At 42.1% G+C, this 26,790-nt stretch carries 24 protein-coding genes and 2 other annotated features; all 24 genes read right to left on the minus strand.

All coding sequences use genetic code 11. The features are described from left to right. Positions 1-60: 60 nt before the first annotated feature. Positions 61-3,660, minus strand: a complete 3,600-nt coding sequence (gene rpoC / locus MHH40_RS09800) for a DNA-directed RNA polymerase subunit beta' (RefSeq protein WP_050945821.1) — start codon at positions 3,658-3,660, stop codon at positions 61-63. A gap of 61 nt (positions 3,661-3,721) precedes the next feature. Then, positions 3,722-7,303, minus strand: coding sequence for a DNA-directed RNA polymerase subunit beta (rpoB, locus tag MHH40_RS09805; RefSeq protein ID WP_003217223.1), 3,582 nt, complete (start codon positions 7,301-7,303; stop codon positions 3,722-3,724). A gap of 255 nt (positions 7,304-7,558) precedes the next feature. Beyond that, positions 7,559-8,164, minus strand: a complete 606-nt coding sequence (locus MHH40_RS09810) for a class I SAM-dependent methyltransferase (protein WP_113386636.1) — start codon at positions 8,162-8,164, stop codon at positions 7,559-7,561. Between the two features lie 96 nt (positions 8,165-8,260). Then, on the minus strand, positions 8,261-8,626 hold the full coding sequence (gene rplL / locus MHH40_RS09815) for a 50S ribosomal protein L7/L12 (RefSeq protein WP_003216952.1): 366 nt from the start codon (positions 8,624-8,626) through the stop codon (positions 8,261-8,263). A gap of 41 nt (positions 8,627-8,667) precedes the next feature. Next, complete coding sequence (rplJ, locus tag MHH40_RS09820; RefSeq protein ID WP_003217048.1) at positions 8,668-9,168, minus strand: 50S ribosomal protein L10; 501 nt, start codon at positions 9,166-9,168, stop codon at positions 8,668-8,670. Between the two features lie 69 nt (positions 9,169-9,237). Continuing rightward, positions 9,238-9,378, minus strand: a sequence feature (ribosomal protein L10 leader region). A gap of 48 nt (positions 9,379-9,426) precedes the next feature. Further along, a complete protein-coding gene (rplA, locus tag MHH40_RS09825) occupies positions 9,427-10,125 on the minus strand; it encodes a 50S ribosomal protein L1 (protein WP_003217271.1) in 699 nt (232 codons plus the stop codon). 99 nt (positions 10,126-10,224) lie between these two features. Continuing rightward, on the minus strand, positions 10,225-10,650 hold the full coding sequence (gene rplK, locus MHH40_RS09830) for a 50S ribosomal protein L11 (protein ID WP_003216956.1): 426 nt from the start codon (positions 10,648-10,650) through the stop codon (positions 10,225-10,227). 171 nt (positions 10,651-10,821) lie between these two features. Further along, entirely contained in the window at positions 10,822-11,355 is a 534-nt protein-coding gene (nusG, locus tag MHH40_RS09835) for a transcription termination/antitermination protein NusG (RefSeq protein ID WP_003217197.1), read from the minus strand. A 170-nt stretch (positions 11,356-11,525) separates the two neighbouring features. Then, a complete protein-coding gene (secE, locus tag MHH40_RS09840) occupies positions 11,526-11,702 on the minus strand; it encodes a preprotein translocase subunit SecE (RefSeq protein ID WP_003216942.1) in 177 nt (58 codons plus the stop codon). Positions 11,703-11,737: 35 nt separating this feature from the next. Continuing rightward, positions 11,738-11,887 (minus strand): 50S ribosomal protein L33, encoded by a 150-nt coding sequence (gene rpmG, locus MHH40_RS09845; protein WP_012008694.1) that lies wholly within the window; start codon positions 11,885-11,887, stop codon positions 11,738-11,740. Positions 11,888-11,963: 76 nt separating this feature from the next. Next, on the minus strand, positions 11,964-12,620 hold the full coding sequence (gene sigH, locus MHH40_RS09850; RefSeq protein ID WP_003217132.1) for an RNA polymerase sporulation sigma factor SigH: 657 nt from the start codon (positions 12,618-12,620) through the stop codon (positions 11,964-11,966). Between the two features lie 63 nt (positions 12,621-12,683). Beyond that, positions 12,684-13,196, minus strand: coding sequence for a ribosome-dependent mRNA decay endonuclease Rae1/YacP (gene rae1, locus MHH40_RS09855; RefSeq protein WP_003216949.1), 513 nt, complete (start codon positions 13,194-13,196; stop codon positions 12,684-12,686). A 2-nt stretch (positions 13,197-13,198) separates the two neighbouring features. After that, on the minus strand, positions 13,199-13,948 hold the full coding sequence (gene rlmB, locus MHH40_RS09860) for a 23S rRNA (guanosine(2251)-2'-O)-methyltransferase RlmB (RefSeq protein ID WP_003217141.1): 750 nt from the start codon (positions 13,946-13,948) through the stop codon (positions 13,199-13,201). Further along, a complete protein-coding gene (locus MHH40_RS09865; RefSeq protein ID WP_003217007.1) occupies positions 13,932-14,363 on the minus strand; it encodes a Mini-ribonuclease 3 in 432 nt (143 codons plus the stop codon). The genes rlmB and MHH40_RS09865 overlap by 17 nt, the downstream gene beginning before the upstream one ends. A gap of 3 nt (positions 14,364-14,366) precedes the next feature. Further along, complete coding sequence (gene cysS / locus MHH40_RS09870) at positions 14,367-15,767, minus strand: cysteine--tRNA ligase (protein ID WP_003217177.1); 1,401 nt, start codon at positions 15,765-15,767, stop codon at positions 14,367-14,369. Then, positions 15,764-16,417 carry a serine O-acetyltransferase gene (gene cysE, locus MHH40_RS09875; RefSeq protein WP_012008691.1) on the minus strand — a complete coding sequence of 218 codons (654 nt, stop codon included), beginning with the start codon at positions 16,415-16,417 and terminating at the stop codon, positions 15,764-15,766. The genes cysS and cysE overlap by 4 nt, the downstream gene beginning before the upstream one ends. A gap of 81 nt (positions 16,418-16,498) precedes the next feature. Then, positions 16,499-16,730, minus strand: a binding site (T-box leader). After that, positions 16,730-18,181 carry a glutamate--tRNA ligase gene (gltX, locus tag MHH40_RS09880; RefSeq protein WP_003217162.1) on the minus strand — a complete coding sequence of 484 codons (1,452 nt, stop codon included), beginning with the start codon at positions 18,179-18,181 and terminating at the stop codon, positions 16,730-16,732. (Overlaps the previous feature by 1 nt.) Positions 18,182-18,275: 94 nt before the next feature. Continuing rightward, positions 18,276-18,752 carry a 2-C-methyl-D-erythritol 2,4-cyclodiphosphate synthase gene (gene ispF, locus MHH40_RS09885; RefSeq protein WP_003216928.1) on the minus strand — a complete coding sequence of 159 codons (477 nt, stop codon included), beginning with the start codon at positions 18,750-18,752 and terminating at the stop codon, positions 18,276-18,278. Between the two features lie 3 nt (positions 18,753-18,755). Next, on the minus strand, positions 18,756-19,445 hold the full coding sequence (gene ispD / locus MHH40_RS09890) for a 2-C-methyl-D-erythritol 4-phosphate cytidylyltransferase (protein ID WP_003217158.1): 690 nt from the start codon (positions 19,443-19,445) through the stop codon (positions 18,756-18,758). A 13-nt stretch (positions 19,446-19,458) separates the two neighbouring features. Then, complete coding sequence (locus MHH40_RS09895; protein ID WP_003217214.1) at positions 19,459-20,559, minus strand: PIN/TRAM domain-containing protein; 1,101 nt, start codon at positions 20,557-20,559, stop codon at positions 19,459-19,461. Between the two features lie 153 nt (positions 20,560-20,712). Continuing rightward, the gene (gene disA, locus MHH40_RS09900) at positions 20,713-21,792 is read right to left on the minus strand and encodes a DNA integrity scanning diadenylate cyclase DisA (RefSeq protein ID WP_050945822.1); all 1,080 of its coding nucleotides are present in this window, start codon (positions 21,790-21,792) and stop codon (positions 20,713-20,715) included. A 2-nt stretch (positions 21,793-21,794) separates the two neighbouring features. Continuing rightward, positions 21,795-23,174: a DNA repair protein RadA gene (gene radA, locus MHH40_RS09905; protein WP_034620767.1), complete on the minus strand. Its 1,380-nt coding sequence runs from the start codon at positions 23,172-23,174 to the stop codon at positions 21,795-21,797. Between the two features lie 92 nt (positions 23,175-23,266). Then, positions 23,267-25,702, minus strand: a complete 2,436-nt coding sequence (clpC, locus tag MHH40_RS09910; protein ID WP_003216969.1) for an ATP-dependent protease ATP-binding subunit ClpC — start codon at positions 25,700-25,702, stop codon at positions 23,267-23,269. After that, entirely contained in the window at positions 25,699-26,790 is a 1,092-nt protein-coding gene (locus tag MHH40_RS09915) for a protein arginine kinase (protein ID WP_003217181.1), read from the minus strand. Before MHH40_RS09915 ends, clpC begins: the two co-directional genes overlap by 4 nt.

Raw genomic sequence — 26,790 nt, forward strand, 5'->3', positions numbered from 1 at the left:
AGATTATCTTGACATCCTTCACCATTTTTTGATGATTTTATAGGAATCTCACGAGAAAGATTACTCTACAGGCACCATATCGTCAGACGGTTGCACTTGTGAAACCGGCTTAACTTTACGGTAGTTTGGCATTCCTGTTCCAGCTGGAACAAGTTTACCGATGATAACATTCTCTTTCAAGCCAAGCAGTTCATCACGTTTTCCTTTGATCGCCGCATCTGTTAGGACACGAGTCGTTTCTTGGAAGGATGCTGCAGACAAGAATGAGTCTGTTTCAAGCGATGCTTTTGTAATACCAAGAAGAACTGGGCGGCCTGTTGCAGGGCGCTTGCCTTCGAATAGTACTTTTTTGTTCGCTTCAGTGAATTGATGTACATCAAGAAGTGTGCCTGGTAATACATCTGTATCCCCTGCATCAGCGACACGCACTTTACGAAGCATTTGGCGAACCATTACCTCAACGTGCTTATCTCCGATTTCTACCCCTTGCATACGGTATACTTTTTGTACTTCATGAAGCAGATATTCTTGAACAGCTGTCATGTCAGTCACTTTAAGAAGTTCTTTCGGATCGATCGAACCTTCTGTCAGTACTTGACCACGAGTAACTTTGTCACCTTCAACAACTTTCAGACGTGCATTGTAAGGAGCTGTGTAAGAGCGAGTTTCAACGTCGCCTTGAACCACAATTTCCTGCTGCTTGTCACGAACATCGTTAATTTCAGCAACGACACCATCAATTTCAGAAATCGTCGCTTGCCCTTTCGGATTACGCGCTTCAAATAGCTCTTGGATACGAGGTAAACCTTGTGTGATATCGTCTCCTGCTACCCCACCGGTGTGGAACGTACGCATTGTAAGCTGTGTTCCTGGCTCACCGATTGATTGAGCAGCGATGATTCCAACTGCTTCACCGACTTCAACGTCAGTACCAGTTGCAAGGTTACGGCCGTAGCATCGTTTACATACACCATGAGGCGTGTTACATGTAAATGCAGAACGGATCCATACTTCCTCAATTCCTGCTTCAACTACTTCAAGTGCTTTATCTTCATCAATTAGTTCGTTTTCGCCAACAATGACTTCGCCCGTTTCAGGATGAACAATTGGTTTTCTTGCAAAACGTCCAATTAGACGTTCTTCAAGTTTCTCAATAATTTCATTTCCTTCTCTAATGGACTTTGCCAAGATACCACGGTCTGTACCGCAATCTGTTTCACGGATGATAACATCCTGTGCAACGTCGACGAGACGACGCGTGAGGTAACCTGAGTCAGCTGTTTTAAGGGCTGTATCGGCAAGACCTTTACGCGCTCCGTGAGTGGAAATAAAGTATTCCAATACGGTTAAACCTTCACGGAAACTAGATTTGATCGGAAGTTCAATGATACGTCCAGCCGGGTTGGCCATCAGACCACGCATACCAGCCAGCTGAGTGAAGTTAGATGCGTTACCACGCGCCCCAGAGTCACTCATCATGTAGATTGGGTTGACTTCATCAAGGGACTTCATCAGTTTACCTTGGATGACATCTTTAGAAGAACTCCAGATCGAAATGACTCTCTCGTAACGCTCTTCTTCAGTAATCAAACCACGTCTGAATTGCTTCATGACGTTATCTACTTTTGCTTGCGCTTCTTCGAGGATCTTCTGTTTATCATCTAATACGACGATATCAGACACCCCAACCGTAATACCCGCTTTAGTAGAGTATTTGAAACCAAGATTTTTCATGCGGTCAAGCATTTTAGATGTCTCAGTGATATGGAATCTCTTAAAGATTTCCGCAATGATTTTACCTAAAATACCTTTTTTGAACGGCGCATTGATTTCTTGTTTCTCAATCGCAGCTTTGACATCTTCACCTTTTTCAAGGAAGAAGCGGTCAGGCGTTTTTTCTTCAATATTGCTCTTTGTCGGCTCATTCATGTAAGGGAATGATTCCGGTAAGATTTCGTTAAAGATTAGTTTTCCAACTGTTGTAATCAACAATTTAGAACGCTGTTCATCAGTGAATGTCACATTCTTCAACGAGTTAGCTGCAACAGCTACACGTGTATGAAGATGCACATACCCATTTTGATAAGCTAGAAGGGCTTCGTTCGTATCTTTGAAGATCATACCTTCTCCGATAGCACCTTTACGCTCAAGTGTAAGGTAGTAGTTACCAAGCACCATATCCTGAGATGGCGTAACAACAGGTTTTCCATCTTTCGGGTTCAAAATGTTTTGAGCAGCAAGCATTAAGATACGAGCTTCAGCTTGAGCCTCAGCAGATAATGGTACGTGAACCGCCATTTGGTCACCGTCAAAGTCAGCGTTGTAGGCTGTACATACAAGTGGATGCAGACGAATTGCGCGTCCTTCCACAAGTGTAGGTTCAAACGCTTGAATACCAAGTCTGTGAAGAGTCGGTGCACGGTTTAGTAAGACTGGATGCTCACGAATCACTGATTCTAAAACATCCCATACTTCCGGCTGCACGCGCTCAATTTTACGCTTCGCACTCTTGATGTTGTGAGCTAAACCTTTTTCAACAAGCTCCTTCATCACGAATGGTTTGAATAATTCAAGAGCCATTTCTTTCGGAAGTCCACACTGATACATTTTCAAATGTGGTCCTACGACGATAACGGAACGTCCAGAATAGTCAACACGTTTACCAAGCAAGTTTTGACGGAAACGTCCTTGTTTCCCTTTCAGCATATGAGAAAGAGATTTCAATGGTCTGTTTCCTGGTCCTGTTACTGGTCGGCCTCTACGTCCATTATCAATCAAGGCATCGACAGCTTCTTGAAGCATACGCTTCTCGTTCTGAACGATGATGCTTGGCGCGCCAAGATCTAATAAACGTTTCAGACGATTATTACGGTTGATGACACGACGATAAAGGTCGTTTAAGTCAGAAGTAGCAAAACGTCCACCATCAAGCTGAACCATTGGACGTAATTCTGGCGGAATAACCGGAAGTACATCAAGAATCATCCATGATGGTTTGTTTCCTGAGTTACGGAAGGCTTCTAGCACTTCAAGGCGTTTAATCGCACGAGTACGACGCTGTCCTTGAGCAGTTTTCAGCTCTTCTTTCAGTGCATCTACTTCTTTTACAAGATCGATATCTTGAAGAAGTTTATTGATTGCTTCTGCACCCATAGCTGCTTGGAATGTATTACCGTATTTATCTAAATAAGCACGGAATTCCTTCTCAGAAAGAAGTTGTTTCTTCTCAAGCGGTGTGTTGCCAGGATCTGTCACGACGTATGAAGCGAAGTAAATCACTTCTTCTAACGCACGTGGTGACATATCAAGAACAAGACCCATACGGCTTGGGATACCTTTGAAATACCAAATGTGGGAAACTGGGGCAGCCAGTTCGATATGCCCCATTCTCTCACGACGGACTTTTGCCCGTGTTACTTCTACACCACAACGGTCACATACAACACCCTTATAACGAACGCGTTTATACTTTCCACAATGACATTCCCAGTCTTTTTGTGGTCCGAAGATACGTTCACAAAAGAGACCATCTTTTTCAGGTTTCAGTGTACGATAGTTAATCGTTTCAGGCTTTTTCACTTCACCAAAAGACCAAGAACGGATTTTATCAGGTGATGCGAGACCGATGTTCATATACTCAAAATTGTTCACATCTAGCAAGGGGCCTACCTCCCTTTTAATCTTCGGGTTATACCCTAGTCACTTGCTCTAATCGTTTCTGCTATTCTTTTGTGACTGCGTCACGTTCAAGATCGACAGGTGCGAGGTCTGCAGCATCTTCGTCATTAGATAACGCTAATCCGTCTGCTTTCTTCGTTTCCTCATCGTCTTCTAAATCTCTCATTTCTATCTCTTCTTCATCGCCAGATAGGATTTTGACATCCATACCTAAACTTTGAAGTTCTTTAATTAACACTTTGAATGATTCAGGGACACCTGGTTCAGGGACGTTATCCCCTTTGACGATGGCTTCGTATGTTTTCACACGACCCACAACGTCATCCGATTTAACTGTTAAGATCTCTTGAAGTGTGTATGCTGCACCGTAAGCTTCAAGTGCCCATACTTCCATCTCTCCGAAACGCTGACCACCAAACTGTGCTTTACCGCCAAGTGGCTGCTGCGTAACAAGTGAGTATGGTCCAGTTGAACGAGCGTGAAGTTTGTCGTCAACCATGTGAGCCAGTTTGATCATGTACATGATTCCGACTGATACACGGTTATCGAATGGTTCACCAGTTCGACCATCATAAAGGACTGTTTTCGCATCACGGGACATACCTGCTTCTTCAAGCGTTTCCCAAACATCTTCCTCACGCGCACCATCAAATACTGGTGACGCAATGTGGATGCCAAGGTAACGTGCAGCCATACCCATATGAAGCTCAAGTACCTGACCGATGTTCATACGAGATGGTACCCCTAGAGGGTTTAACATGATATCAATCGGTGTTCCATCTGGAAGATACGGCATATCTTCTTCTGGAAGGATTTTAGAGATAACCCCTTTGTTACCATGTCGTCCAGCCATTTTGTCACCTTCAGAAATTTTACGCTTCTGAACGATGTATACGCGGACTAATTGGTTAACACCTGGAGGTAATTCATCTCCATCTTCACGGTTAAAGACTTTGACATCGTGGATAATTCCGCCGCCGCCGTGTGGAACACGTAGAGATGTATCACGTACTTCACGAGCCTTTTCACCGAAGATTGCATGTAATAGACGTTCTTCAGCTGTTAGTTCTGTTACACCTTTAGGCGTTACTTTCCCTACAAGAAGGTCTCCGTCTTTTACTTCTGCACCGATACGGATGATTCCACGCTCGTCAAGGTTGCGTAAAGCATCTTCCCCAACGTTTGGAATATCACGAGTGATTTCTTCCGGTCCAAGCTTTGTATCACGAGCTTCTGATTCATATTCTTCAATATGGATAGACGTGTAGACGTCATCTTTTACAAGGCGCTCACTCATGATGATCGCATCCTCGTAGTTATAACCGTCCCAAGTCATGAAGCCGACCATGACGTTACGTCCTAGAGCCAATTCACCTTTTTCCATTGAAGGACCGTCTGCAAGGATTTCTCCTTTTACGACTTCATCTCCAACACTTACGATTGGACGCTGGTTGTAGCAAGTCCCTTGGTTAGAGCGGACAAATTTCAGCAAGCTGTATTTGTCTAGGTTTCCTTTGACTTGTTGTCCGTCGACATCTTCATAGCGGCGAACCCAAATATTTTTAGCTTCAACACGTTCTACAACACCTGGGTAACGGCAGATGACAGCAGCACCAGAGTCTTTACCTGATACATACTCCATACCTGTACCAACAATCGGTGATTCCGGCTGCATCAAAGGCACAGCCTGACGTTGCATGTTTGCTCCCATTAGAGCACGGTTAGAGTCATCGTTTTCTAGGAATGGGATACATGCTGTCGCTGCAGAAACAACCTGCTTTGGCGAAACGTCCATGTAGTCAACGCGGTTTCGAGGAACAACGGTGTTTTCTCCTCTGAAACGAGCAATGATATTATCATCGATAAACGAACCATCTTCACCTAATATAGCGTTCGCTTGTGCTACTACGTAGTTATCCTCTTCATCCGCAGTTAAGTAATCGATTCTTGGTGTCACTTTACCTGTTTCAGGATCAACCCGGCGGTAAGGTGTTTCAATAAAGCCGAAACGATTCACTTTTGCAAATGAAGATAGAGAGTTGATCAAACCAATGTTTGGACCCTCTGGTGTTTCAATCGGACACATACGACCATAGTGAGAGTAGTGAACGTCACGAACTTCCATTCCTGCACGCTCACGTGTCAAACCACCAGGCCCAAGCGCTGACAGACGACGTTTGTGCGTCAATTCAGCAAGCGGGTTTGTTTGATCCATGAACTGAGAAAGCTGAGAGCTACCAAAGAACTCTTTGATAGAAGCGATCACAGGACGGATGTTGATCAGTTGCTGAGGTGTGATCGTGTTTGTGTCTTGGATCGACATTCTTTCACGAACAACACGCTCCATTCTGCTTAAACCAATACGGAATTGGTTTTGCAGAAGCTCACCTACAGAACGCAGGCGACGGTTACCAAGGTGATCGATATCATCTGTGTCACCTACACCATGAAGAAGGTTGAAGAAGTAACTGATCGATGCAATGATGTCAGAAGGCGTGATGTTTTTCACAGCTTCCTCTACGTATGCATTACCGATCACGTTGATCACTTGCTCGCCTTCTTGATCAGACGGTGCATAAATCTTAATAGATTGAAGTTCTACTTCATCTTCTACTACGCCACCATTTGGATAAAGCTTTCTAAATCCGATGCCGTTTTCTAAGTATGGAAGAACTTTATCAAGAACTCTTCTGTCTAAAATTTGACCTTTTTCTGCTAGGATTTCACCTGTTTCAGGGTCAACTAACGTTTCAGCCAATTTTTGATTGAACAGTCTATTTTTAATATGAAGCTTTTTATTAATCTTGTAGCGTCCAACATTTGCTAGGTCATATCTCTTCGGATCGAAGAAGCGAGAGTCTAGCAGGCTTTTCGCATTTTCAACAGTTGGCGGCTCTCCAGGACGGAGGCGCTCGTAGATTTCGAGAAGTGCTTTATCCGCATTCTCTGTATTGTCTTTTTCCAGCGTGTTGCGTAAGTATTCATTCTCGCCAATGAGGTCAAGAATCTCTTGATCAGAGCTGAAGCCGAGAGCACGCAAAAGAACCGTAACCGGCAACTTACGTGTGCGATCGATGCGTACATAGACTACATCCTTCGCATCAGTTTCGTATTCTAACCATGCGCCACGGTTTGGAATGACAGTCGCAGTAAAACCTTTTTTACCGTTTTTGTCTACTTTACCACTGAAATATACACTTGGAGAACGTACTAACTGAGAAACGATTACACGTTCCGCACCGTTAATGATAAAAGTACCTGTGTCTGTCATGATTGGGAAATCACCCATGAACACATCTTGGTCTTTTACTTCTCCAGTTTCTTTGTTAATTAAACGAACTTTTACTCTTAGTGGAGCAGAGTAAGTTACATCACGTTCTTTTGATTCTGCTACAGGATACTTAGGATCCCCTAGGCTGTAATCAATGAATTCAAGAGAAAGGTTACCAGTAAAATCCTCAATTGGGGATATATCTTGAAACATCTCTCTAAGACCCTCATCAAGAAACCACTGATAAGAAGAGGTTTGAATTTCAATGAGATTTGGTAATTCTAACACTTCGCTTATGCGTGCGTAGCTTCTGCGCTGGCGGTGTCGTCCATACTGAACTAGTTGACCTGTCAACTGATTCACCCCTCAAATCATGCGTATTATATGTGTAAAAAGTATTTCAGCCTTTCAAATGTCAGTAAAGAAATACTTTTACAAGACAAAAGAAAAAAGGGTTTCTAAAATAAGAAAACCACATCCAAAAACAAATACCGATTTTATTAGTTTTCCCAAATATGCATAATTTATACAAAACAGTTGTTTTTTAAGCCTATTAAGCAAAATATACACATTGGCATTTTATAATGTTAACACAGCTAGGAAACTGCGTCAAACTTTTTTAGCTTTGATAATATAGTAGCCCTTTTTTTTCAATACAACTTCGACTTCTCCAAAGAGCTGTTCTAATTTCTCAATCGCAGATGGTCCGCCCTGCTTTTTCTGAATAACCACCCACAACTCACCTTCCGGCAATAAATGATCAGCACTTTTTTCAAAGATCGCATGTACAACTTTCTTCCCTGCCCGTATTGGGGGATTGGTCAGTATAGAGGCAAAAGCAGCTGATGAATGAACATTCGAGAACAAATCACTTTGATAGATGCGGACATTATCAACGCGATTATGTTTAGCGTTTTCCTTTGAAAGTTCGACTGCTCTTTCGTTCACATCAATCATATGAATGGTGCGGCTCGTCATTTCGTTTGCTAACGATAAGCCAATCGGTCCATAACCGCAACCGACATCTAAGACATCGCCATCCACGTCAGGTTCTTCAAAAGCTTCAATTAAAAGCCTTGAACCAAAGTCGACTTCTTTCTTAGAAAACACTCCACTGTCACTTGTAAAAGTAAAGGTACGGTTTCTCAAGGTGAAGTCCCATGTCTGTTTATTGCTTTTCACTGATGGCTTTTCCGTATAATAGTGGTCACTCATGGTGAATGGACCTCCTCTGGATTCAATCGTTTCAGGAGAATAGAAAAGAAAAAGCCCGCCAATAAAAGCGAGCTTTCCCAAAAGATTAGGCGAAGATTACTTAACTTCTACAGAAGCGCCAACTTCTTCAAGCTTAGCTTTAAGTTCTTCAGCTTCTTCTTTAGCAATACCTTCTTTAAGTGGTTTTGGAGTGTTGTCAACAAGTTCTTTAGCTTCTTTCAAGCCAAGACCAGTGATTTCACGAACCACTTTGATAACTTTGATTTTTTGGTCTCCAGCACCAGCAAGTACTAGATCAAAATCAGTTTTCTCTTCAGCAGCGGCACCACCAGCTGCAGCTACAGCTACAGGAGCAGCAGCAGTTACGCCAAATTCTTCTTCGATTGCTTTTACTAAGTCGTTTAACTCAAGTACAGTTGCTTCTTTAACTGAAGCAATGATTTCTTCGATATTTAAAGCCATTTGTAATTCCTCCATTTTAAGTTTTTTACGTTAAGTACGCATTAAGCGCCTTGTTCTTCTTTTTGATCTGCAACTGCTTTAGTAGCAAGAGCAAGGTTACGAACTGGAGCTTGAAGAACGCTAAGCAACATAGATAGTAAGCCTTCGCGAGACGGAAGTTCCGCAAGAGCCTTCACTTCTTCTACAGTCGCTACGTTTCCTTCGATGACACCAGCTTTGATTTCTAAAGCTTCGTGGCTTTTCGCAAATTCGTTGATGATTTTCGCAGGTGCGATAACATCTTCGTTACTGAATGCGATAGCGTTTGGACCTGTTAAGAAATCGTTTAAACCTGTTAGTTCAACTTGTTCAACTGCACGGCGAGTCAAAGTGTTTTTGTAAACTTTGAATTCTACGCCAGCGTCACGAAGCTGTTTACGAAGTTCAGTCACTTCAGAAACTGAAAGACCGCGGTAATCTACAATTACAGTAGACATACTATCTTTAAATTTAGAAGTAATTTCATCAACGACAACTTTTTTTGTATCGATTGCATTGCTCATGGTTACACCTCCTGTACATTGTTTGTGTAACACTTATACCGATCAGGCCATCACGTTCCTAACGAACGGTTCTCCATATAAAAAGCCTCCATTAAGACATGGAGGCTGTATATACAAGCATACGTTAACGTAAGACTGTGACATATACACCTCGGCGGGTTAATTAAGCCATAAGGCCCCTGCTGTCTACGGTATAAATGGACATATTCTATTTTACAACATTTTGATATTATCAAAATGATTGTGATAAGTCAAGATTTATTTTGCAGAGAAAGAAGATGGATCCACTTTCACACCAGGGCCCATAGTAGATGTAACAGAAACGTTTTTCACGTATACACCTTTAGCCGCTGCAGGTTTTGCTTTAAGGATTGTGTCATAGATTGTTGCAAAGTTCTCAACAAGCTTTTCGTCCTCGAAAGAAACCTTTCCGATTGGCGCGTGGATGTTACCAGCTTTATCAACGCGGTATTCTACTTTACCAGCTTTGATTTCATTGATTGCTTTTTCTACTTCGAATGTAACAGTTCCTGTTTTAGGGTTTGGCATAAGACCTTTTGGTCCAAGTACACGACCGATCTTACCAACTTCACCCATCATGTCAGGTGTTGCAACGATTACATCGAAATCGAACCAGCCTTGTTGGATTTTAGTGATGTAATCAGAATCTCCAACGTAGTCTGCTCCAGCAGCTTCTGCTTCTTTTGCTTTTTCGCCTTTAGCGAACACAAGAACGCGTTGAGTTTTACCAGTTCCGTTAGGAAGTACAACTGCACCGCGGATTTGTTGGTCGTTTTTACGAGGGTCTACGCCCAAACGAAAAGCAACTTCTACAGTCGCATCAAATTTCGCTGTATTTGCTTTTTTTGTAAGAGAAACAGCTTCAGCTACATCATACGCTTTAGTACGTTCGATTAGCTTAGCAGCTTCTACATACTTTTTACCTTTTTTAGCCATTATAAAAATCCTCCTTATGTGGTTTTAGCGGAATAACCTCCCACGAATAAGGGTTGCGAACTTGTCAAAACCAAACTCGCAACCCAACAAGACAATAAATTAATCTTCGATGACAATACCCATACTGCGTGCAGTACCTTCAACCATGCGCATAGCTGATTCAACGCTAGCAGCGTTTAAGTCAGGCATTTTTGTTTCCGCGATTTCGCGTACTTTATCACGCTTAACAGTTGCCACTTTATTACGGTTAGGTTCACCAGAACCAGACTCAATACCAGCTGCTTTTTTAAGTAAAACTGCAGCAGGTGGAGTTTTAGTAATAAATGTAAATGAACGGTCTTCAAAAACCGAAATTTCAACAGGAATGATAAGACCAGCTTGGTCAGCTGTACGAGCATTAAACTCCTTACAGAATCCCATGATATTAACACCGGCTTGACCTAGTGCAGGTCCAACTGGTGGAGCTGGGTTAGCTTTTCCAGCAGGAATTTGCAATTTAACAACTTTAACTACTTTTTTAGCCACGAGACACACCTCCTTAAAGTCCGTGATGTGGTAATAGGGGAATCCCCCTCCCACTCAACAACTTCATTCTTTATATGAATGACGAAATAACTAGCTAGCGATCTTGAGCGAACTCAAGACGTACCTTTGCTATATTACCACTTCTATACACTCATTTCAAGCTCTTTTGAATTACAATTTATCGATCTGCGTGAACTCAAGTTCCACGGGTGTTTCTCTACCAAACATATTAACGAATACTTTGACTTTGCTTTTATCATAATCAATCTCTTCGATAGAGCCTGTGAAGTTCGCAAATGGTCCGTCGATGACCTTGACCGTTTCTTTCAATTCAAAGTCGATTTCTGTTTTGCGTTCTTCAAGACCCATTCTCTTCAGAATGGTTTCAGCTTCGCCTGGCAAAAGCGCTGTCGGCTTTGAGCCTGATCCAGCTGATCCAACGAATCCTGTGACACCTGGTGTATTACGAACAACATACCAAGAGTCGTCAGTCATCACGATTTCCACTAGGACATAGCCAGGGAATACTTTCTTTTTGACAACTTTTTTCTTACCATTTTTAATATCTGTTTCTTCTTCTTCTGGTACAACAACGCGGAAGATCTTATCTTGCATGCCCATTGATTCAACACGCTTTTCCAAGTTCGCTTTTACTTTGTTTTCATAGCCAGAGTACGTATGCACAACATACCAATTCTTTTCCATTTCGTTCAGGACTATTTAGTCCTTCCCTCCCCACATTTCGTAATGTCTATTTGACGAATCTCGAGTACCGGTAAATATTTTCAAGCAATTGAAAAAACCCGTAAAACGGGTTTTTTGGCAAGTCATATTATGATCTATTATAGCACGTTCAGCAGACCATTATTCAAGTATTAATGAATTAATTCGATTAATTGTGAGATTCCTATATCAAGAAAAGAGAAAAAGATTGCAAAGAATACGACTGTTAAAATAACAGTGATTGTGTAACGAATCATTTCGTTTTTCTTTGGCCAGCTGACCTTCTTCATTTCTTTCCCGACACTTTTTAAGAAACTGATAATACGCATTGTAAAAGACCTCCACAGATTAAAGAACGCAAATCTTACTTCGTTTCTAAATGTGTTTTATGTGAATTACAAGTCTTGCAATATTTCTTAACTTCTAATCTTTCAGCTGCTGAAGCATCACTTTTCATTGTCGTATAATTGCGGCTTCCGCAGTCTTTACAGGCTAGAGTAATCTTTTTCCTCATATTTACACCTATTTTCTCGACATCATTTCCTTAGTACCTTATCACAGTGTCGAAAAAGCTGTCAATATAGGTTTGATTAGAGACTAATCTCGCGAAGCTCTAAATATTTCTCTAATTTTCTCTTTACTCTTTGGAGTGCGTTATCAATTGATTTCACATGACGGTTTAAATCTTCAGAAATCTCTTGATAGGATCTGCCATCAAGGTAAAGCACAAGAACCTTTCTTTCCAGCTCGCTTAGTAGTTCACCCATCTTCATTTCGATATCATCAAATTCTTCTTTGCTAATGATTAAATCTTCTGGGTTAAGCGCTTTAGCACCGGAAATGACGTCCAATAATGTTCTGTCTGATTCTTCATCATATATTGGCTTATCTAATGATACATAGGAATTTAACGGGATATGTTTTTGGCGAGTAGCTGTTTTAATTGCGGTGATAATTTGGCGGGTAATACATAATTCTGCAAAAGCCTTAAATGAAGTAAGCTTGTCCTCTCTGAAATCGCGGATAGACTTATAAAGTCCGATCATCCCCTCTTGAACAATGTCCTCTCGATCCGCTCCAATCAAGAAATAAGATCTTGCTTTTGCACGTACAAAATTGCGGTATTTCGTTATTAAGTAATCTAGCGCATCACTATCTCCGACATGAACCCTTTCAATGACTTGTTCATCTTCCAACTGGCAAAATTGCTCTCTGATGGATTTATCCTTGCTGTTGTTTAGATTCACTTCGATCCCCCCGACCGCACCTAGATAGAAATATTATACATTAATGGTTGAAATATCGTCAAGCTATTCTAGATTCCCACGCCGCCATTTTTCAAACGTTTTCAATACATCTTCTGACAATTCAATCTTGGATGCTGGTTTATCAGAAGTAATCTTTTTGACTCTCGTTTCAATCTTTCGTTCGATCACTTCAATCTCTCTTAAAAGCTCTCGAGCCGACTTTCGAAGAGCTCCTTGTCCAAAGATTGCCCATTGTTCTGTAAAGTCTGAGGTCGCCACATGAATCTGCGTCCGAATATTATTCAAATCCTGGGCAAGCTTTTCAATCCGCTCATCAGCTGTTTCATTCTCTCTCGTAAAGATGACCTCTACTCGGTGATTGATCCGCTTTTTTTCGATTCCTTTGACCATATGGGCATCGAATACGACAATGACTCGATACCCTGTGTATGCTTGATATTCTGCTAAATTTTGAATCAGTATGTCTCTGGCTTCTTCAAAGCTGTTTTCCTTTAAGTGCTGCAGCCGTGGCCAAGCACCTATCATGTTGTATCCATCGACTAAGAGGATGTCCATCTCTATTCTCCTAACGGATAACGTTTTCGATACACTTCATACATCAATAGACTAGCGGCAACTGACGCGTTTAACGAAGTGACCTTTCCGGCCATAGGCAGCTTAATCAGAAAATCACACTTTTCTTTGATCAATCGGCCAATCCCTTTTCCTTCACTGCCAATCACGAGAGCAAGCGGCATCGTGCCATCAAATTGTCTGTAATCCTGTTTGGCAGACGCATCTGTTCCCGCAACCCAGATTCCTCTTTCTTTCATCTCATCAAGAGCTCTTGAAAGATTGGTGACTTTGGCAACAGGAATATGTTCAATTGCCCCAGTGGATGCTTTGGCAACGGTTGTCGTTAAGCCGACCGCTCTCCTTTTCGGAATCACAATCCCGTGTGCACCTACAGCATCTGCTGTACGCATAATGGAACCTAAATTATGCGGGTCTTCAATTTCATCTAAGATAAGAAAAAATGGCTGTTCATTCCGCTGTTCAGCGATTTGATATAGATCGTCCAATTCTGCATATTCATATGCTGCTACTTGTGCAACGATTCCCTGGTGCTGACCTGTTACCATTTGATCAAGCTTTTTCCTCGGAACATACTGAATGGTGATATTTTGTTTTTTTGCGAGTTCAATGACCTGCTGGGCTTGTCCTTTTACAGTGTTTTCTGCCATCCAGAGCTTGTATAACTCCCGATCTGACTTCAGTGTTTCAATCACTGCATTTTTCCCAATCACATAATCATGTTGCTGACTCATTTGTCTTCCTCCCTGACGTTCCGATTTCAATCGCCTGACTAATCAGCTCTTCTAAGCGTTCGTCCTGCTTTTCAATAAATAAATAACCCATGAGCGCTTCAAACGCCGTACTATAACGATACGTTTGAACGTCTGTGTTTTTAGGCACTGTGCCTGATTTTGCATTTCTTCCTCTTTTCAGCACCGCTTCTTCTGCTTCAGTGAAAAAGCCTTGCTGCTGTAGCGTAAATAAAATGGCTGCCTGAGATTTAGCTGAAACAATTTTGCTTGCTCGTTTGTGCAGTTCATTTGGTTTTGTCGCCCCCGTTTGGAGGAGGTGATGCCTCACATAGACTTCAAAAATGGCATCACCCATGTAAGCAAGCGCAAGTCCGTTTAACTGTTTACCGTCTTTCAGCTTTTCAAAATTCAACATGACCTATTCTCCTCTTTTCCAGCGAGTACCTTGAGGAGTGTCCTCCAATACAATATTCATGCTCTTTAACTGGTCACGAATTTGATCAGATAGCGCAAAATCACGATTTCTTCTAGCCTCATTGCGTTTTTCAATTAACGCTTCTACTTCTTCATCGAGCGTATGCTTTTCTTCTAATGAAAAGCCAAGAACAGACGTGATTTCTTGGAACAAGCCGATAAATGCCTTGATCACTTCCTCCGAAGTATGATCATTTTCCATATAATAATTCGCCTGTTTTGCAAGTTCGAATAAAACAGAGATCGCATTTGCCGTATTGAAGTCATCATTCATTTCAGAAATAAATGTCGCTCGCTGCTCTTCGACCTTCGCCAGCCATTCAGCATTGTCTTCTGTGATATTCGTGCTGCTCTCGAGGCGATGATGTAAATTGGCATACGACGTTTTGAGCCGGTTAAACGCACTCTTTGTACTCTCTAGCAAATCCATTGAATAGTTAATTGGATGACGGTAGTGAACCGACAACATAAAGAAGCGAAGCACGTCAGGATCTTGTTCTTTCACAATGTCATGCACAAGCACAAAGTTGCCTAGTGATTTTGACATTTTTTCGTTCTCAATATTAATATATCCGTTATGCATCCAATACTTTGCAAAAGGTTTCCCTGTCAAAGCCTCAGATTGAGCGATTTCATTTTCATGGTGAGGGAAGGTTAAATCCTGTCCGCCAGCATGAATGTCGATCGTATCACCTAAATATTTTTTAACCATGGCCGAGCATTCGATGTGCCAGCCTGGTCGTCCTTCGCCCCACGGGCTATCCCATGAGATTTCTTGATCCTTTGCAGCCTTCCATAAAGCAAAGTCCAGCGCATCTCGTTTCTTCTCACCTACACGAATACGGGCACCTGTCTTCAGTTCATCAATCGACTGGTGAGAAAGCTTTCCGTAGCCTTCAAATGAGCGTGTGCTGTAATACACGTCGCCATCCGCTTCATAGGCGTAGCCCTTTTCAATCAATGTCGCAATAAATGCAATGATATCATCCATATTTTCCGTCACTCGCGGGTGAAGGTCAGCTTTTTTGCAGCCTAGTGCACTGACGTCTTCAAAGTAGGCTTGAATAAAGCGGTCAGCAATCGTCGGGACATCTTCCCCGAGTTCATTGGCTGCTTTGATGAGTTTATCATCCACATCTGTAAAGTTTGAGACAAAGTTCACATCATAGCCGCTGTATTCTAAATACTTACGTACAGTGTCATAAACAATAGCAGGCCTTGCATTCCCGATATGAATGTAGTTATAAACGGTTGGTCCGCACACATACATCTTGACCTTTCCTGGCTCAAGCGGGACGAATTCTTCCTTCTTACGTGTCAATGTATTATAAATATTGATTGTCATGATTGTTCTTCCTTTCTGCTCAATGAAGCCAGCTCACCTTTTAGCTTTTCCATTTCTCGTTCCAATTCTTTGAAACGATCAGAAATTGGATCTGGCAAATCTTGATGATTGAGATCACGATTGATTTTCTTACCATTTTGAACGACGACTCGCCCAGGTATACCGACAACAGTAGAATGGTCGGGTACGTCCTTTAACACGACCGACCCCGCTCCAATCTTGGCTCCTTTTCCGACTGTAATGGAACCAAGCACCTTTGCACCTGTCGCAATGAGCGCATCGTCTAAAATGGTCGGGTGCCGCTTTCCCTTTTCTTTCCCTGTTCCCCCTAATGTCACGCCTTGGAAAACAGTGACGTTGTCTCCAATTTCACATGTTTCCCCAATCACCACTCCCATACCGTGGTCAATGAAGAAGCGCCTGCCAATGGTTGCCGCAGGGTGAATTTCAACCCCTGTGAAAAACCGGCTGACCTGAGAAATGATCCGCGCAAGAAAGTACAGCTTCCGCTTATAAAATGCATGCGCGATACGATGAGCCCAAATCGCATGAAGCCCTGAATAGGTTAGCACTACTTCAATATAGCTTCTAGCAGCAGGATCTTGATCAAACACAGTATCAATATCTTCTTTCAGCATTTTGAAAAACACATGCTCCCCCCGTTCTTCCCCATCAATCTCTCTTCGGACTTGCTCTCTTTTTTGGACAAATAAAAAACGCCTCTGCCATATGACAGAGACGTTTTGAAAACGCGGTTCCACTCTGTTTAGAAAGCCCTCATTTCGCAGCCTTCTCAACTTAATCCCATAACGGAGGGTACCGCCCTTGCATACTAACGTACTCGTGTTCCTCAAGGGTCTTGAGGGTGCATTTCCAACGTCTGCCCATAAGTCTCTTTCAGCCGGTGAAGACTCTTTCTGTGATGGACGAAAACATTGTACTTCTCCCTCGCAACGATTTCCTTATATTTGTTTAATGCGGTTTAATACCGTTTCTTTACCTAGTAGTTCAATACTTTGCGGAAGTTCTGGGCCATGCGTTTGTCCTGTGACAGCCACACGAATTGGCATGAATAGTTTCTTGCCTTTATGCCCTGTTTCTTTTTGTACCGCTTTAATAGCAGCCTTGATTTCATCAGGTGTGAAAGATTCAAGTCGTTCAAGCTGACCAGCAAAAGATGCCATGACTTCTGGTACTTGCTCCTCTGCTAGAACTTCCTTTGCCTCTTGATTATACTCAATTTGCTCCTTAAAGAACAACTCTGTTAACTCAACAATTTCTGCTCCATAGCTTAATTGTTCGTGATACAGAGCAATCAGCTTGCGTACCCACGTGTTTTCTTCGTCTGACAGCTGCTCGCTTACCTTGCCTGCCTTTTGAAGATGCGGAAGCGTTAACGCAACAACCTGATCAAGATCAAGTGCCTTCACGTATTGGTTATTCACCCATTTTAGTTTATGCATATCGAATAGAGCTGGTGACTTAGAAAGTCGGTTTACATCGAAAATGTCGATGAATTGCTCTTTTGTAAACAGTTCTTCTTCGCCCACTGGAGACCATCCAAGTAGTGCAATGAAGTTGAATAGGGCTTCTGGTAAATAGCCCAAGTTTTTATATTGCTCGATGAATTGAATAATGGATTCATCACGCTTGCTTAATTTCTTGCGGTTCTCGTTCACAATCAGCGTCATATGTCCGAATAGCGGAACATCCCAGCCGAATGCATTGAAGATCATGATTTGTTTAGGCGTATTCGAAATGTGATCCTCTCCACGGAGAATGTGAGTCATTTTCATCAAATAATCATCCACTGCTACAGCGAAGTTATAAGTTGGCGTACCATCTTTCTTCACAATGACAAAATCACCGATGCCGTCTGTCTCAAATGAAATATCGCCTTTGACCATGTCGTCAAATTTGATAATTTCTCCTTTTGGCACTCGGAAGCGGATGCTTGGCTCTCTTCCTTCAGCAATCAGCTTGTCCTCTTCTTCTTTTGATAAATGACTGCATTTACCAGAATATCGAGGCATTTCACTGCGGGCGATTTGTGCTTCACGCTCTTCCTCTAGCTCTTCAGCCGTACAATAGCACTTATACGCCAAGTCCTTCTCTAGCAGCTCATCATAATACTTTTTATAAATATCATTACGCTCTGATTGTCTGTAAGGGCCGTAGCCGCCATCTTTATCAATGCTCTCATCCCAATCAATACCGAGCCATTGCAGGTGGCGAAGCTGGCTTTCTTCTCCGCCCTCTACATTACGCTTTTGATCCGTATCTTCGATTCGAATAATAAATTTGCCGCCTTGACTGCGTGCGAACAAATAGTTGAAAAGAGCCGTTCTAGCATTCCCAATATGTAAATGACCAGTTGGACTCGGTGCATAACGAACACGCACTTCATTTCCCATGAGTTTAACTTCCTTTCATCTGCATCATGTTGTCTGACACCAATTTTTTATAAACGTATTTTATCATCAAATCCCATTCTCATCAAAATGAGTTTTACTTTTTCTGAAGAAGAACAGTTGCCTGAGAGGCAATTCCTTCGCCTCTTCCTGTAAATCCGAGTTTCTCTGTCGTTGTTGCTTTCACATTCACCTGTGTGACATCTGCCTCAAGCGCTTCTGCAATCTTCTCACACATCGGTTGAATGTAAGGTGCCATTTTGGGCTTTTGCGCCATGATGGTGCAATCAATATTCACAAGTGTGTAGCCTTTTTCCTTTACTAGTGCCCACACATGTTGCAGTAATTTAAAAGAATCCGCATCCTTAAACTCAGGATCTGTGTCTGGGAAATGTCTGCCGATATCTCCTTCAGCAATCGCACCTAGGCAGGCATCTGCCACTGTGTGAAGCAGTACATCAGCGTCTGAATGCCCAAGCAGCCCCTTTTCATAAGGGATGGTGACCCCGCCAATAATCAAAGGTCTTCCCTCTGTTAATTGATGTACATCAAAGCCTTGTCCTATTCTCAACATGATCTAGTACCCTCTTTCCGCATCCATAATTGCCTTGGCAACCAATAAATCATCCGGTGTCGTCAGCTTAATATTGGTGTAATCTCCTTGGACAATATACACGTTTTCACCATGTAATTGTTCCACAAGACTGGCGTCGTCTGTTCCAAGGAAACCGGTCCGCTCTGCATATTCATGCGCCTCTTTTAAAATAGAATGACGAAAAGCTTGTGGGGTCTGGACTGCCCACAAGCTCTGACGTTCAATGGTTTGTTCCACTTTGCCTTCTTGAACGCGTTTGATTGTGTCTTTCACTGGTACCGCTACAACTGCGGAGCCTTTTTCAATCGCTGCTTTAACGAGCAAGTCAATCTGTGTATGCTTAATAAAAGGCCTTGCCCCATCATGAACAAGCACGATGTCCGCATCTTTCACAGCCTTTAATCCTTCGTATACACTTTGCTGACGTTCTTCGCCGCCAGTGACAAGTGAAACAGGCGTTTGAAAAGCGTGTACCTTGAGTAGCCTTTCAAAGTCTTGACGCTCCTCTTCATTGATCGCTAGGATCATGCGTTTGCATTGAGCATGAGCGTCAAACACCTTTAGTGTATGAATAATAACCGGCATTCTTTTCAGCTCAATAAAAAGCTTATTGCGGCCGGCCTTCATTCGTTTCCCCTGCCCCGCAGCCGGAATAACTACTTCATAATACATGTTCGTTCTCCCTTTAGAGCGCCTTCTCCAGAAGTTTTGGCTTCGCAAAAATCATTCTTCCAGCAGCAGTCTGCAGCACACTTGTGACGAGCACATCGATGTCTTTTCCAATGTAATTGCGTCCTTCTTCGACCACAATCATCGTACCGTCATCTAAGTACGCAACACCTTGGTTATGCTCTTTCCCATCTTTAATGACCTGTACCTTCATTTCTTCCCCAGGCAGCACAACCGGTTTCACCGCATTGGCTAGATCATTGATGTTTAACACTGCTACTTTTTGAAGTTCGCATACTTTATTTAAATTAAAATCATTTGTCACAACAACACCTGAAGTTAATTTAGCGAGCTTCACAAGCTTGCTATCAACCTCTTGAATGTCTTCAAAGTCACCTTCGTAAATTTCAACTTTGATATCTAATTCTTTTTGAATACGATTTAAAATATCAAGACCTCTTCGGCCTCTATTTCTCTTTAATACATCAGAAGAGTCTGCAATATGCTGTAATTCCTCGAGCACAAATTGAGGAATGACCATGACGCCTTCTAAGAATCCAGTTTGACAAATATCTGCGATTCTTCCATCAATGATAACACTTGTGTCTAAAATTTTCAGCTTTTTATCTTCTATTTCAGGTTCATCATCGGCTGCTCCTTTTTTCTTGGTGACCTTTGCAGATCGGGAGAACAGCCCCATCATTTCATCCTTCTTCTTAAAGCCTACCTGAAATCCAAGGTATCCTAAAAAGAAAGCCAGGAAAATCGGAATAATGGTACCAAAAATATGATATGGGATATTGTTTAGCGGGATCACGTTTACAATAAGATATGCTAGAATAAGTCCAAATACTAATCCGAAACTTCCAGAAATAAGATCAGGAAGAGGCGCCTTTAATAGAGAATCCTCGATCCATTTCACCCAATTAACCACATAGCCTGTGCACCATTTGCCGATGATAAAGAACACAGCGGCTCCTATTAGTGCTGAAGAGTAAGCATTTGTTATGAAAGGTATGTCCTTTACATTTAACAGCAGAAATAACTCTGGAATGATAAAAATCCCTACAACTGCACCAAAAATGATAAAAAACGCCTGAACGATTCTTTTTAACATACCTTCACCTCCTTTATTTTTCATCTGTCAATCCACCCTCACCTGACATTGATATATGTTTAAGTTTCCTATCATAATCAATAGAAAACAAAAGCATCATTAATATACCCATATTCATCCATTTTTAACCGTGTTTAAGAAAAATTTCTCTTCTTACAGCTGTCGGTCGATATAATGTTTTTCTTGCAGCCTTTTTAATCCTTTTTTTATCTTTTTCGCTCTTACTTCTCCAATTCCTTCTACTTCATCCAAATCTTGTACATCCGCTTCCATAATTCGATCTAACACACCGAACGCTTCAACCACGTTTTCGACGATTGGCATAGGCAGTCTAGGGATTTTGTGAAGCAGTCTGTAACCTCTTGTGTACACATATTCGTCAATATTTGTAGAAACTGGATAGCCAAGTAACTTGTACAGAATGGAATCATCTAAAAGCTCAAAGCTCGACATATCTTGGAGCTGCTTAAGCAGAACATATGGATCTTTAATCTTTTCTTTCACATAATCTTTAATAAATAAAGCCGCTTCCTGCTCCATATCTGTAATCAACTCATTGACTTGCAGACGGATCAAATGCCCTTCTGTTCCGAGCTCTTTGATATACATATTGATTTCATTTTTGATTCTGAGCACCATCTCGTAACGATGGAGCACGGATAATACATCACCAAAGGTCACAAGCTCTTCAAATTCTAGGGCACTTAGCGTAGAAATGGCGTGATCTAAAATGGTTTTATATTTCTCAAGTGTTTGTATCGCTTGGTTGGCCTTCGTTAAAATAAAGCCAATATCTTTCAGCGTATAACGACGATTCCCTTGGTATAAGGTAATGACGTTCCTCCGTTCAGATATCGCAATGATTAAGCAGCCTGTCTGCTTCGCTACACGTTCAGCTGTACGGTGCCTCATGCCTGTTTCCGATGAATGGATCGTTGCATCTGGCATGAGCTGTGTATTCGCATACAAGATCTTTTGACCAGAATCGCTTAAAATAATGGCCCCATCCATCTTAGCCAATTCATATAAATGTGCTGGAGAGAAGGCAGAGTTAATATGAAACCCTCCATCTACAACACTCTTTACTTTGTCGTTATAACCAACAACAATAAGCCCGCCAGTATTTGCCCTCAGGACATTTTCAATCCCAGCCCGAAGAGGTGTCCCTGGTGCCACAAACTGTACGATATCTAAGAGATCGAGTTCTTTCGCTCCTTTTTTCTCTTTTTCCATTTCTATGATCCCCCTAGTGAAATTCGAAGTGCCTCCGCTACATTTTCTACACCGACTAACTCAATCCCTCTCGGCTTTTTCCATCCATCTATATTCGCCTGAGGAATAAACATTCGCTTAAATCCAAGTTTCGCAGCTTCCTGCACACGCTGTTCAATTCTTGATACTCTTCTGACTTCTCCCGTCAGACCGACCTCTCCTATAAAACAATCCGCTTGATGCGGCGCTGCGTCTTTAAAGCTTGATGCAATACTGACCGCAATGGCCAAGTCAATCGCCGGTTCGTCAAGCTTCACACCGCCTGCGACCTTTAAATACGCATCCTGGTTTTGCAGCAGCAGTCCGACACGTTTTTCTAAAACCGCCATGAGCAGTGACACTCGATTATGATCAAGACCAGTGGCCATTCTGCGCGGATTTCCGAAGCTTGTCGGTGAAATTAATGCTTGTATCTCGACAAGAACAGGTCTTGTTCCTTCCATTGAGGCAACAACACACGAACCAGATACACCTGCCGAACGTTCTTCTAAGAAAATTTCGGATGGGTTTAATACTTCCGTGAGCCCTTCCTCTCTCATTTCAAAAATCCCTAGTTCATTCGTCGAACCAAATCGATTTTTCACCGCACGCAAGATACGAAACGTATGATGACGCTCGCCTTCAAAATAAAGAACCGTGTCCACCATATGCTCTAAAAGGCGTGGACCTGCGATCGAGCCTTCTTTGGTCACGTGACCAACGATAAATATTGGAATCCCATTTGTCTTGGCAATTTTCATCAGCTGTGCTGTACATTCTCTCACTTGAGATACAGACCCAGGAGCTGACGTAATATCGCTTTGATAAACGGTTTGAATCGAATCCACCACGACAAAAGCGGGTTTCATCTCTTGTATAGCAGACGTTATATACTCCATATCGGTTTCAGCCAAAACATGTAAAGAGGTGCTTTTTATGCCAAGGCGGTCCGCTCTTAGCTTCGTTTGTTTAATGGACTCCTCACCAGATATGTATAATACATTCTGATTTTTGTCTGAGAGCTGTGCTGATACTTGTAATAATAATGTGGACTTCCCAATCCCAGGATCTCCGCCAATGAGAACAAGAGAGCCTTTGACAATTCCACTTCCTAATACTCGGTTAAATTCTTCTAAATTCGTTTTGATTCGGGGTTCATCAGATGTTTCAATTGCAGATATAGGTGAAGGTTTTTGAATGGTTTGAACAGAATGATTAAAAGCACTTCGACGGTTTGCCGGCTCTTTGCGAACGACCTCTTCTGTCATACTGTTCCACGTGCCGCAGCCTGGACATTTCCCCATCCATTTGGCTGACTCATAACCGCACGATTGACATATAAATTTTGATTTTGTCTTAGCCATAGATTGAAGAATACAACTCCTTATACTGGTCAGAAATAAGTAAAGGGAGGCATACACCTGACTGGTATGCCTCACACTTTTTTCTTACTATATTAGTTCGTAGCAGCCGTAGTTTTTACGACAATTTCTCCATCTTCCACATCTAATACGATTTGTTGACCTTTTTCAATATTGCCCTTCAGAAGCTCCTCAGAAAGTCGATCTTCCACATGCTTTTGAATCGCTCTTCTTAACGGACGCGCACCGTACTCAAGATCTACACCTTCGTCGGCAATCTTCGCTTTTGCTGCTTCTGTCAATTCGATTGAAAGGTCTTGTTCTTTTAATCGTTTCGTCAATTGATCTGACATGAGAGACACGATCTCTTTTAGATGTTTCTTTTCAAGTGAATGGAAGACAATGATTTCATCAATACGGTTGATGAATTCTGGTCTAAATGCACGTTTCAACTCGCCCATCACTTTGCCTTTCATATCCTTGTAATTTTGACCTTCATCCTGCACATTAAAGCCAACATATTTATTTCGCTTCAGTTCACTAGCTCCAACGTTGGATGTCATGATTAAAATCGTGTTTCTAAAGTCAACAGTACGCCCTTTAGAATCAGTCAGACGACCATCCTCTAACACTTGCAGTAAGATGTTGAATACATCTGGATGCGCCTTTTCAATCTCATCTAAAAGCACAACAGAATAAGGTTTTCTTCTCACTTTTTCAGTCAGTTGTCCGCCTTCTTCATAGCCAACATAGCCTGGAGGTGACCCAACAAGTCTAGATGTAGAGTGTTTTTCCATGTATTCAGACATATCGATACGAATCATCGCTTCTTCATCACCGAAAATAGACTCTGCGAGTGCTCTTGCAAGCTCCGTTTTACCAACTCCTGTTGGGCCTAAGAAGATAAATGAGCCGATTGGACGTTTTGGATCTTTTAAGCCAGCACGCGCACGTCTCACAGCTTTTGCTACAGCGACAACCGCTTCATCCTGCCCAATTACACGAGAATGGAGTAATTGTTCCATATTCAGAAGCTTATCTGTTTCGGTTTGGGCAATTTTTGAAACAGGCACTCCCGTCCAGCTAGAGACAACCATTGCGATATCATCCACTGATACCTCTGAATTCTCCTGACCTTGCTTTTCTTTCCAAGATTTCTTTGTGACTTCTACTTTTTCACGCAAACGCTGCTCTGTATCGCGAAGAGAAGCTGCTTTTTCAAATTCCTGACTTTGAACAGCCGCATCCTTTTCCTTGCGTACTTCATCTAGCTTTTGCTCTAGTTCTTTTAGGTTAGGCGGTGTTGTGAAAGAACGTAAGCGGACTTTCGACCCTGCCTCATCAATTAAATCAATCGCCTTATCTGGAAGGAAACGATCAGATATATAACGGTCAGATAACTTCACCGCCGCCTCAATCGCTTCATCTGTAATGGACACACGGTGATGTGCCTCATAACGATCTCGAAGTCCTCTTAAAATTTGAATACTTTCATCAACAGATGGCTGATCTACTTGAATTGGCTGGAAACGTCGTTCAAGCGCAGCATCCTTTTCAATATATTTACGGTACTCATCTAACGTTGTCGCGCCAATACATTGAAGCTCTCCACGTGCTAAGGATGGTTTGAGAATATTAGATGCGTCAATCGCACCCTCTGCTCCACCAGCACCAATCAATGTATGAAGCTCATCAATGAAGAGAATGATATTTCCTGCCTGACGAATTTCGTCCATGACTTTTTTCAAGCGATCCTCAAATTCACCACGATATTTCGTTCCCGCTACAACAGTTCCCATATCAAGCGTCATCACTCGTTTATCGCGCAGGATTTCAGGCACTTCATTATGAATAATTTGCTGTGCCAGACCTTCAGCAATGGCTGTTTTACCAACACCAGGCTCACCAATCAGCACAGGGTTATTCTTTGTTCTTCTGCTTAAAACCTCGATGACACGCTGAATTTCTTTGCTTCGTCCAATGACAGGGTCCAAGCTATCTTCTTTCGCAATCGCTGTTAAATCTCTTGCCAAGCTATCTAATGTTGGTGTATTTGCATTGCTGTTAGAGCCAGCGGCAGATGCACCTGTTTCATTGCTGCCAAGCAGCTGCAGGACTTGCTGACGTGCTTTATTTAAGCTCACTCCGAGGTTATTTAACACGCGGGCAGCTACACCCTCTCCCTCGCGAATAAGACCTAATAGAATATGTTCTGTCCCTACATAGGAATGACCTAGCTTTCTTGCTTCATCCATTGAAAGCTCAGTGACCTTCTTCGCTCTAGGCGTATAATGAGGAATAGCTTGAGACACCTCTTGCCCTCTTCCAATCAAGCTTTCGACTTCTTTTTGGATTTTATCTGAAACAAGGCCCAGTGCTTCTAACGCTTTTGCGGCGATGCCCTCACCCTCACGAACTAGACCAAGTAAAATGTGTTCAGTACCAATGTTCTTATGGCCTAGGCGAATGGCTTCTTCTTGTGCAAGTGCTAATACCTTTTGAGCTCTTTCAGTGAATCTTCCAAACATCATATCGTTTCATCCTCCTGTCCATTCCTATGCATTTCTAAACGCAGCCTTTCTCTAATAATCGCTGCTCGTTTTATATCTCGTTCATTTGGCTCCAGAGCTCCTCCTGAATATTGTTGAAGAAAGCCAGGCTGTGTCAAAATCATGAGTTCATTCAGTATATTACTTGAAAGCCCCTTAATGATACCTAAATCAATTCCAAGGCGCACATCTGACAAACACTTTGCTGTTTCCTTTGATTCAATCATACGACAATTGGACAAAATCCCTAACGAACGGTACACTCTGTCCTCAAGTTCAATTTTAGATGTTTGATATAACGCTTTTCTTGCAGATCGCTCTTGTTCAATGAGCTGAGCGGTCACACTATTTAAATCATCTACAATGTCTTCTTCTGATTGACCAAGTGTCATTTGATTTGAAATTTGAAAGATGTTCCCTATTGCTTCGCTGCCTTCACCATAAATTCCTCTGACTACAAGACCTAATTGATTAATCGCCGGAATAATCCGATTCATTTGTCTTGTGAGGGCTAAAGCTGGTAAATGCATCATGACCGAAGCCCTAATACCTGTACCTACATTGGTTGGACAGCTAGTTAAGTATCCTCGCTTTTCAGAAAACGCATAATCCACTTGCTCTTCAATCCAGTCATCTATCTGGTTAGCCGCTTTCAGTGCATTGGCTAGTTGGAATCCTGGGAATAAGCATTGGATCCGAATATGGTCTTCTTCATTCAGCATCACACTGATTTCTTCATTTTCAGAAAGCAAACAACCGCCAAATCTTGATTCTGCTAAGTTTGGGCTAATCAAATGCTTTTCAACAAGTACCCTCTTTGCTAAAGGCTGTGTTTCATTCATTCGAATTAGAACAAAGTTTCCGATGTCCTTCACTTCCTGGCTAGCAAACTTTTGCTCGAATTGCTGGAGAACAGCTTCAGCCTCTTCCTGAGAAAACTGAGTTGGGAAACGAACATGCTCTAGATTGCGCGCTAGCCTGATTCGACTGCTTAGAACAATGTCACTTTCTGGTCCTTTTTGTTTCATCCATTGACTTAAAGCGTCTTGAATAAAATGCTGGAGCGACAT

The sequence above is a fragment of the Bacillus sp. FSL K6-2431 genome, assembly GCF_038005165.1.
GTDB classification, from domain to species: domain Bacteria; phylum Bacillota; class Bacilli; order Bacillales; family Bacillaceae; genus Bacillus; species Bacillus pumilus.

Excerpts from the sequence above, each read along its gene's own strand:
- MHH40_RS09895 (WP_003217214.1), bottom strand. The coding sequence starts at position 20,559 with ATGTTAAAAAGAATCGTTCAGGCGTTTTTTATCATTTTTGGTGCAGTT.
- rpmG (WP_012008694.1), bottom strand. The coding sequence starts at position 11,887 with ATGAGGAAAAAGATTACTCTAGCCTGTAAAGACTGCGGAAGCCGCAAT.
- rplA (WP_003217271.1), bottom strand. The coding sequence starts at position 10,125 with ATGGCTAAAAAAGGTAAAAAGTATGTAGAAGCTGCTAAGCTAATCGAA.
- rae1 (WP_003216949.1), bottom strand. The coding sequence starts at position 13,196 with ATGGACATCCTCTTAGTCGATGGATACAACATGATAGGTGCTTGGCCA.
- radA (WP_034620767.1), bottom strand. The coding sequence starts at position 23,174 with ATGGCTAAGACAAAATCAAAATTTATATGTCAATCGTGCGGTTATGAG.
- disA (WP_050945822.1), bottom strand. The coding sequence starts at position 21,792 with ATGGAAAAAGAGAAAAAAGGAGCGAAAGAACTCGATCTCTTAGATATC.
- rlmB (WP_003217141.1), bottom strand. The coding sequence starts at position 13,948 with ATGAGTCAGCAACATGATTATGTGATTGGGAAAAATGCAGTGATTGAA.
- MHH40_RS09810 (WP_113386636.1), bottom strand. The coding sequence starts at position 8,164 with ATGAGTGACCACTATTATACGGAAAAGCCATCAGTGAAAAGCAATAAA.
- ispF (WP_003216928.1), bottom strand. The coding sequence starts at position 18,752 with ATGTTGAGAATAGGACAAGGCTTTGATGTACATCAATTAACAGAGGGA.
- clpC (WP_003216969.1), bottom strand. The coding sequence starts at position 25,702 with ATGATGTTTGGAAGATTCACTGAAAGAGCTCAAAAGGTATTAGCACTT.
- secE (WP_003216942.1), bottom strand. The coding sequence starts at position 11,702 with ATGCGTATTATCAGTTTCTTAAAAAGTGTCGGGAAAGAAATGAAGAAG.
- nusG (WP_003217197.1), bottom strand. The coding sequence starts at position 11,355 with ATGGAAAAGAATTGGTATGTTGTGCATACGTACTCTGGCTATGAAAAC.
- MHH40_RS09865 (WP_003217007.1), bottom strand. The coding sequence starts at position 14,363 with ATGTTGAATTTTGAAAAGCTGAAAGACGGTAAACAGTTAAACGGACTT.
- MHH40_RS09915 (WP_003217181.1), bottom strand. The coding sequence starts at position 26,790 with ATGTCGCTCCAGCATTTTATTCAAGACGCTTTAAGTCAATGGATGAAA.
- gltX (WP_003217162.1), bottom strand. The coding sequence starts at position 18,181 with ATGGGAAATGAAGTGCGTGTTCGTTATGCACCGAGTCCAACTGGTCAT.
- cysS (WP_003217177.1), bottom strand. The coding sequence starts at position 15,767 with ATGACAATCAATATTTATAATACATTGACACGTAAGAAGGAAGAATTC.
- rplJ (WP_003217048.1), bottom strand. The coding sequence starts at position 9,168 with ATGAGCAATGCAATCGATACAAAAAAAGTTGTCGTTGATGAAATTACT.
- rplL (WP_003216952.1), bottom strand. The coding sequence starts at position 8,626 with ATGGCTTTAAATATCGAAGAAATCATTGCTTCAGTTAAAGAAGCAACT.
- ispD (WP_003217158.1), bottom strand. The coding sequence starts at position 19,445 with ATGTATTATGAAGTAGTTATTCCGGCTGCGGGGCAGGGGAAACGAATG.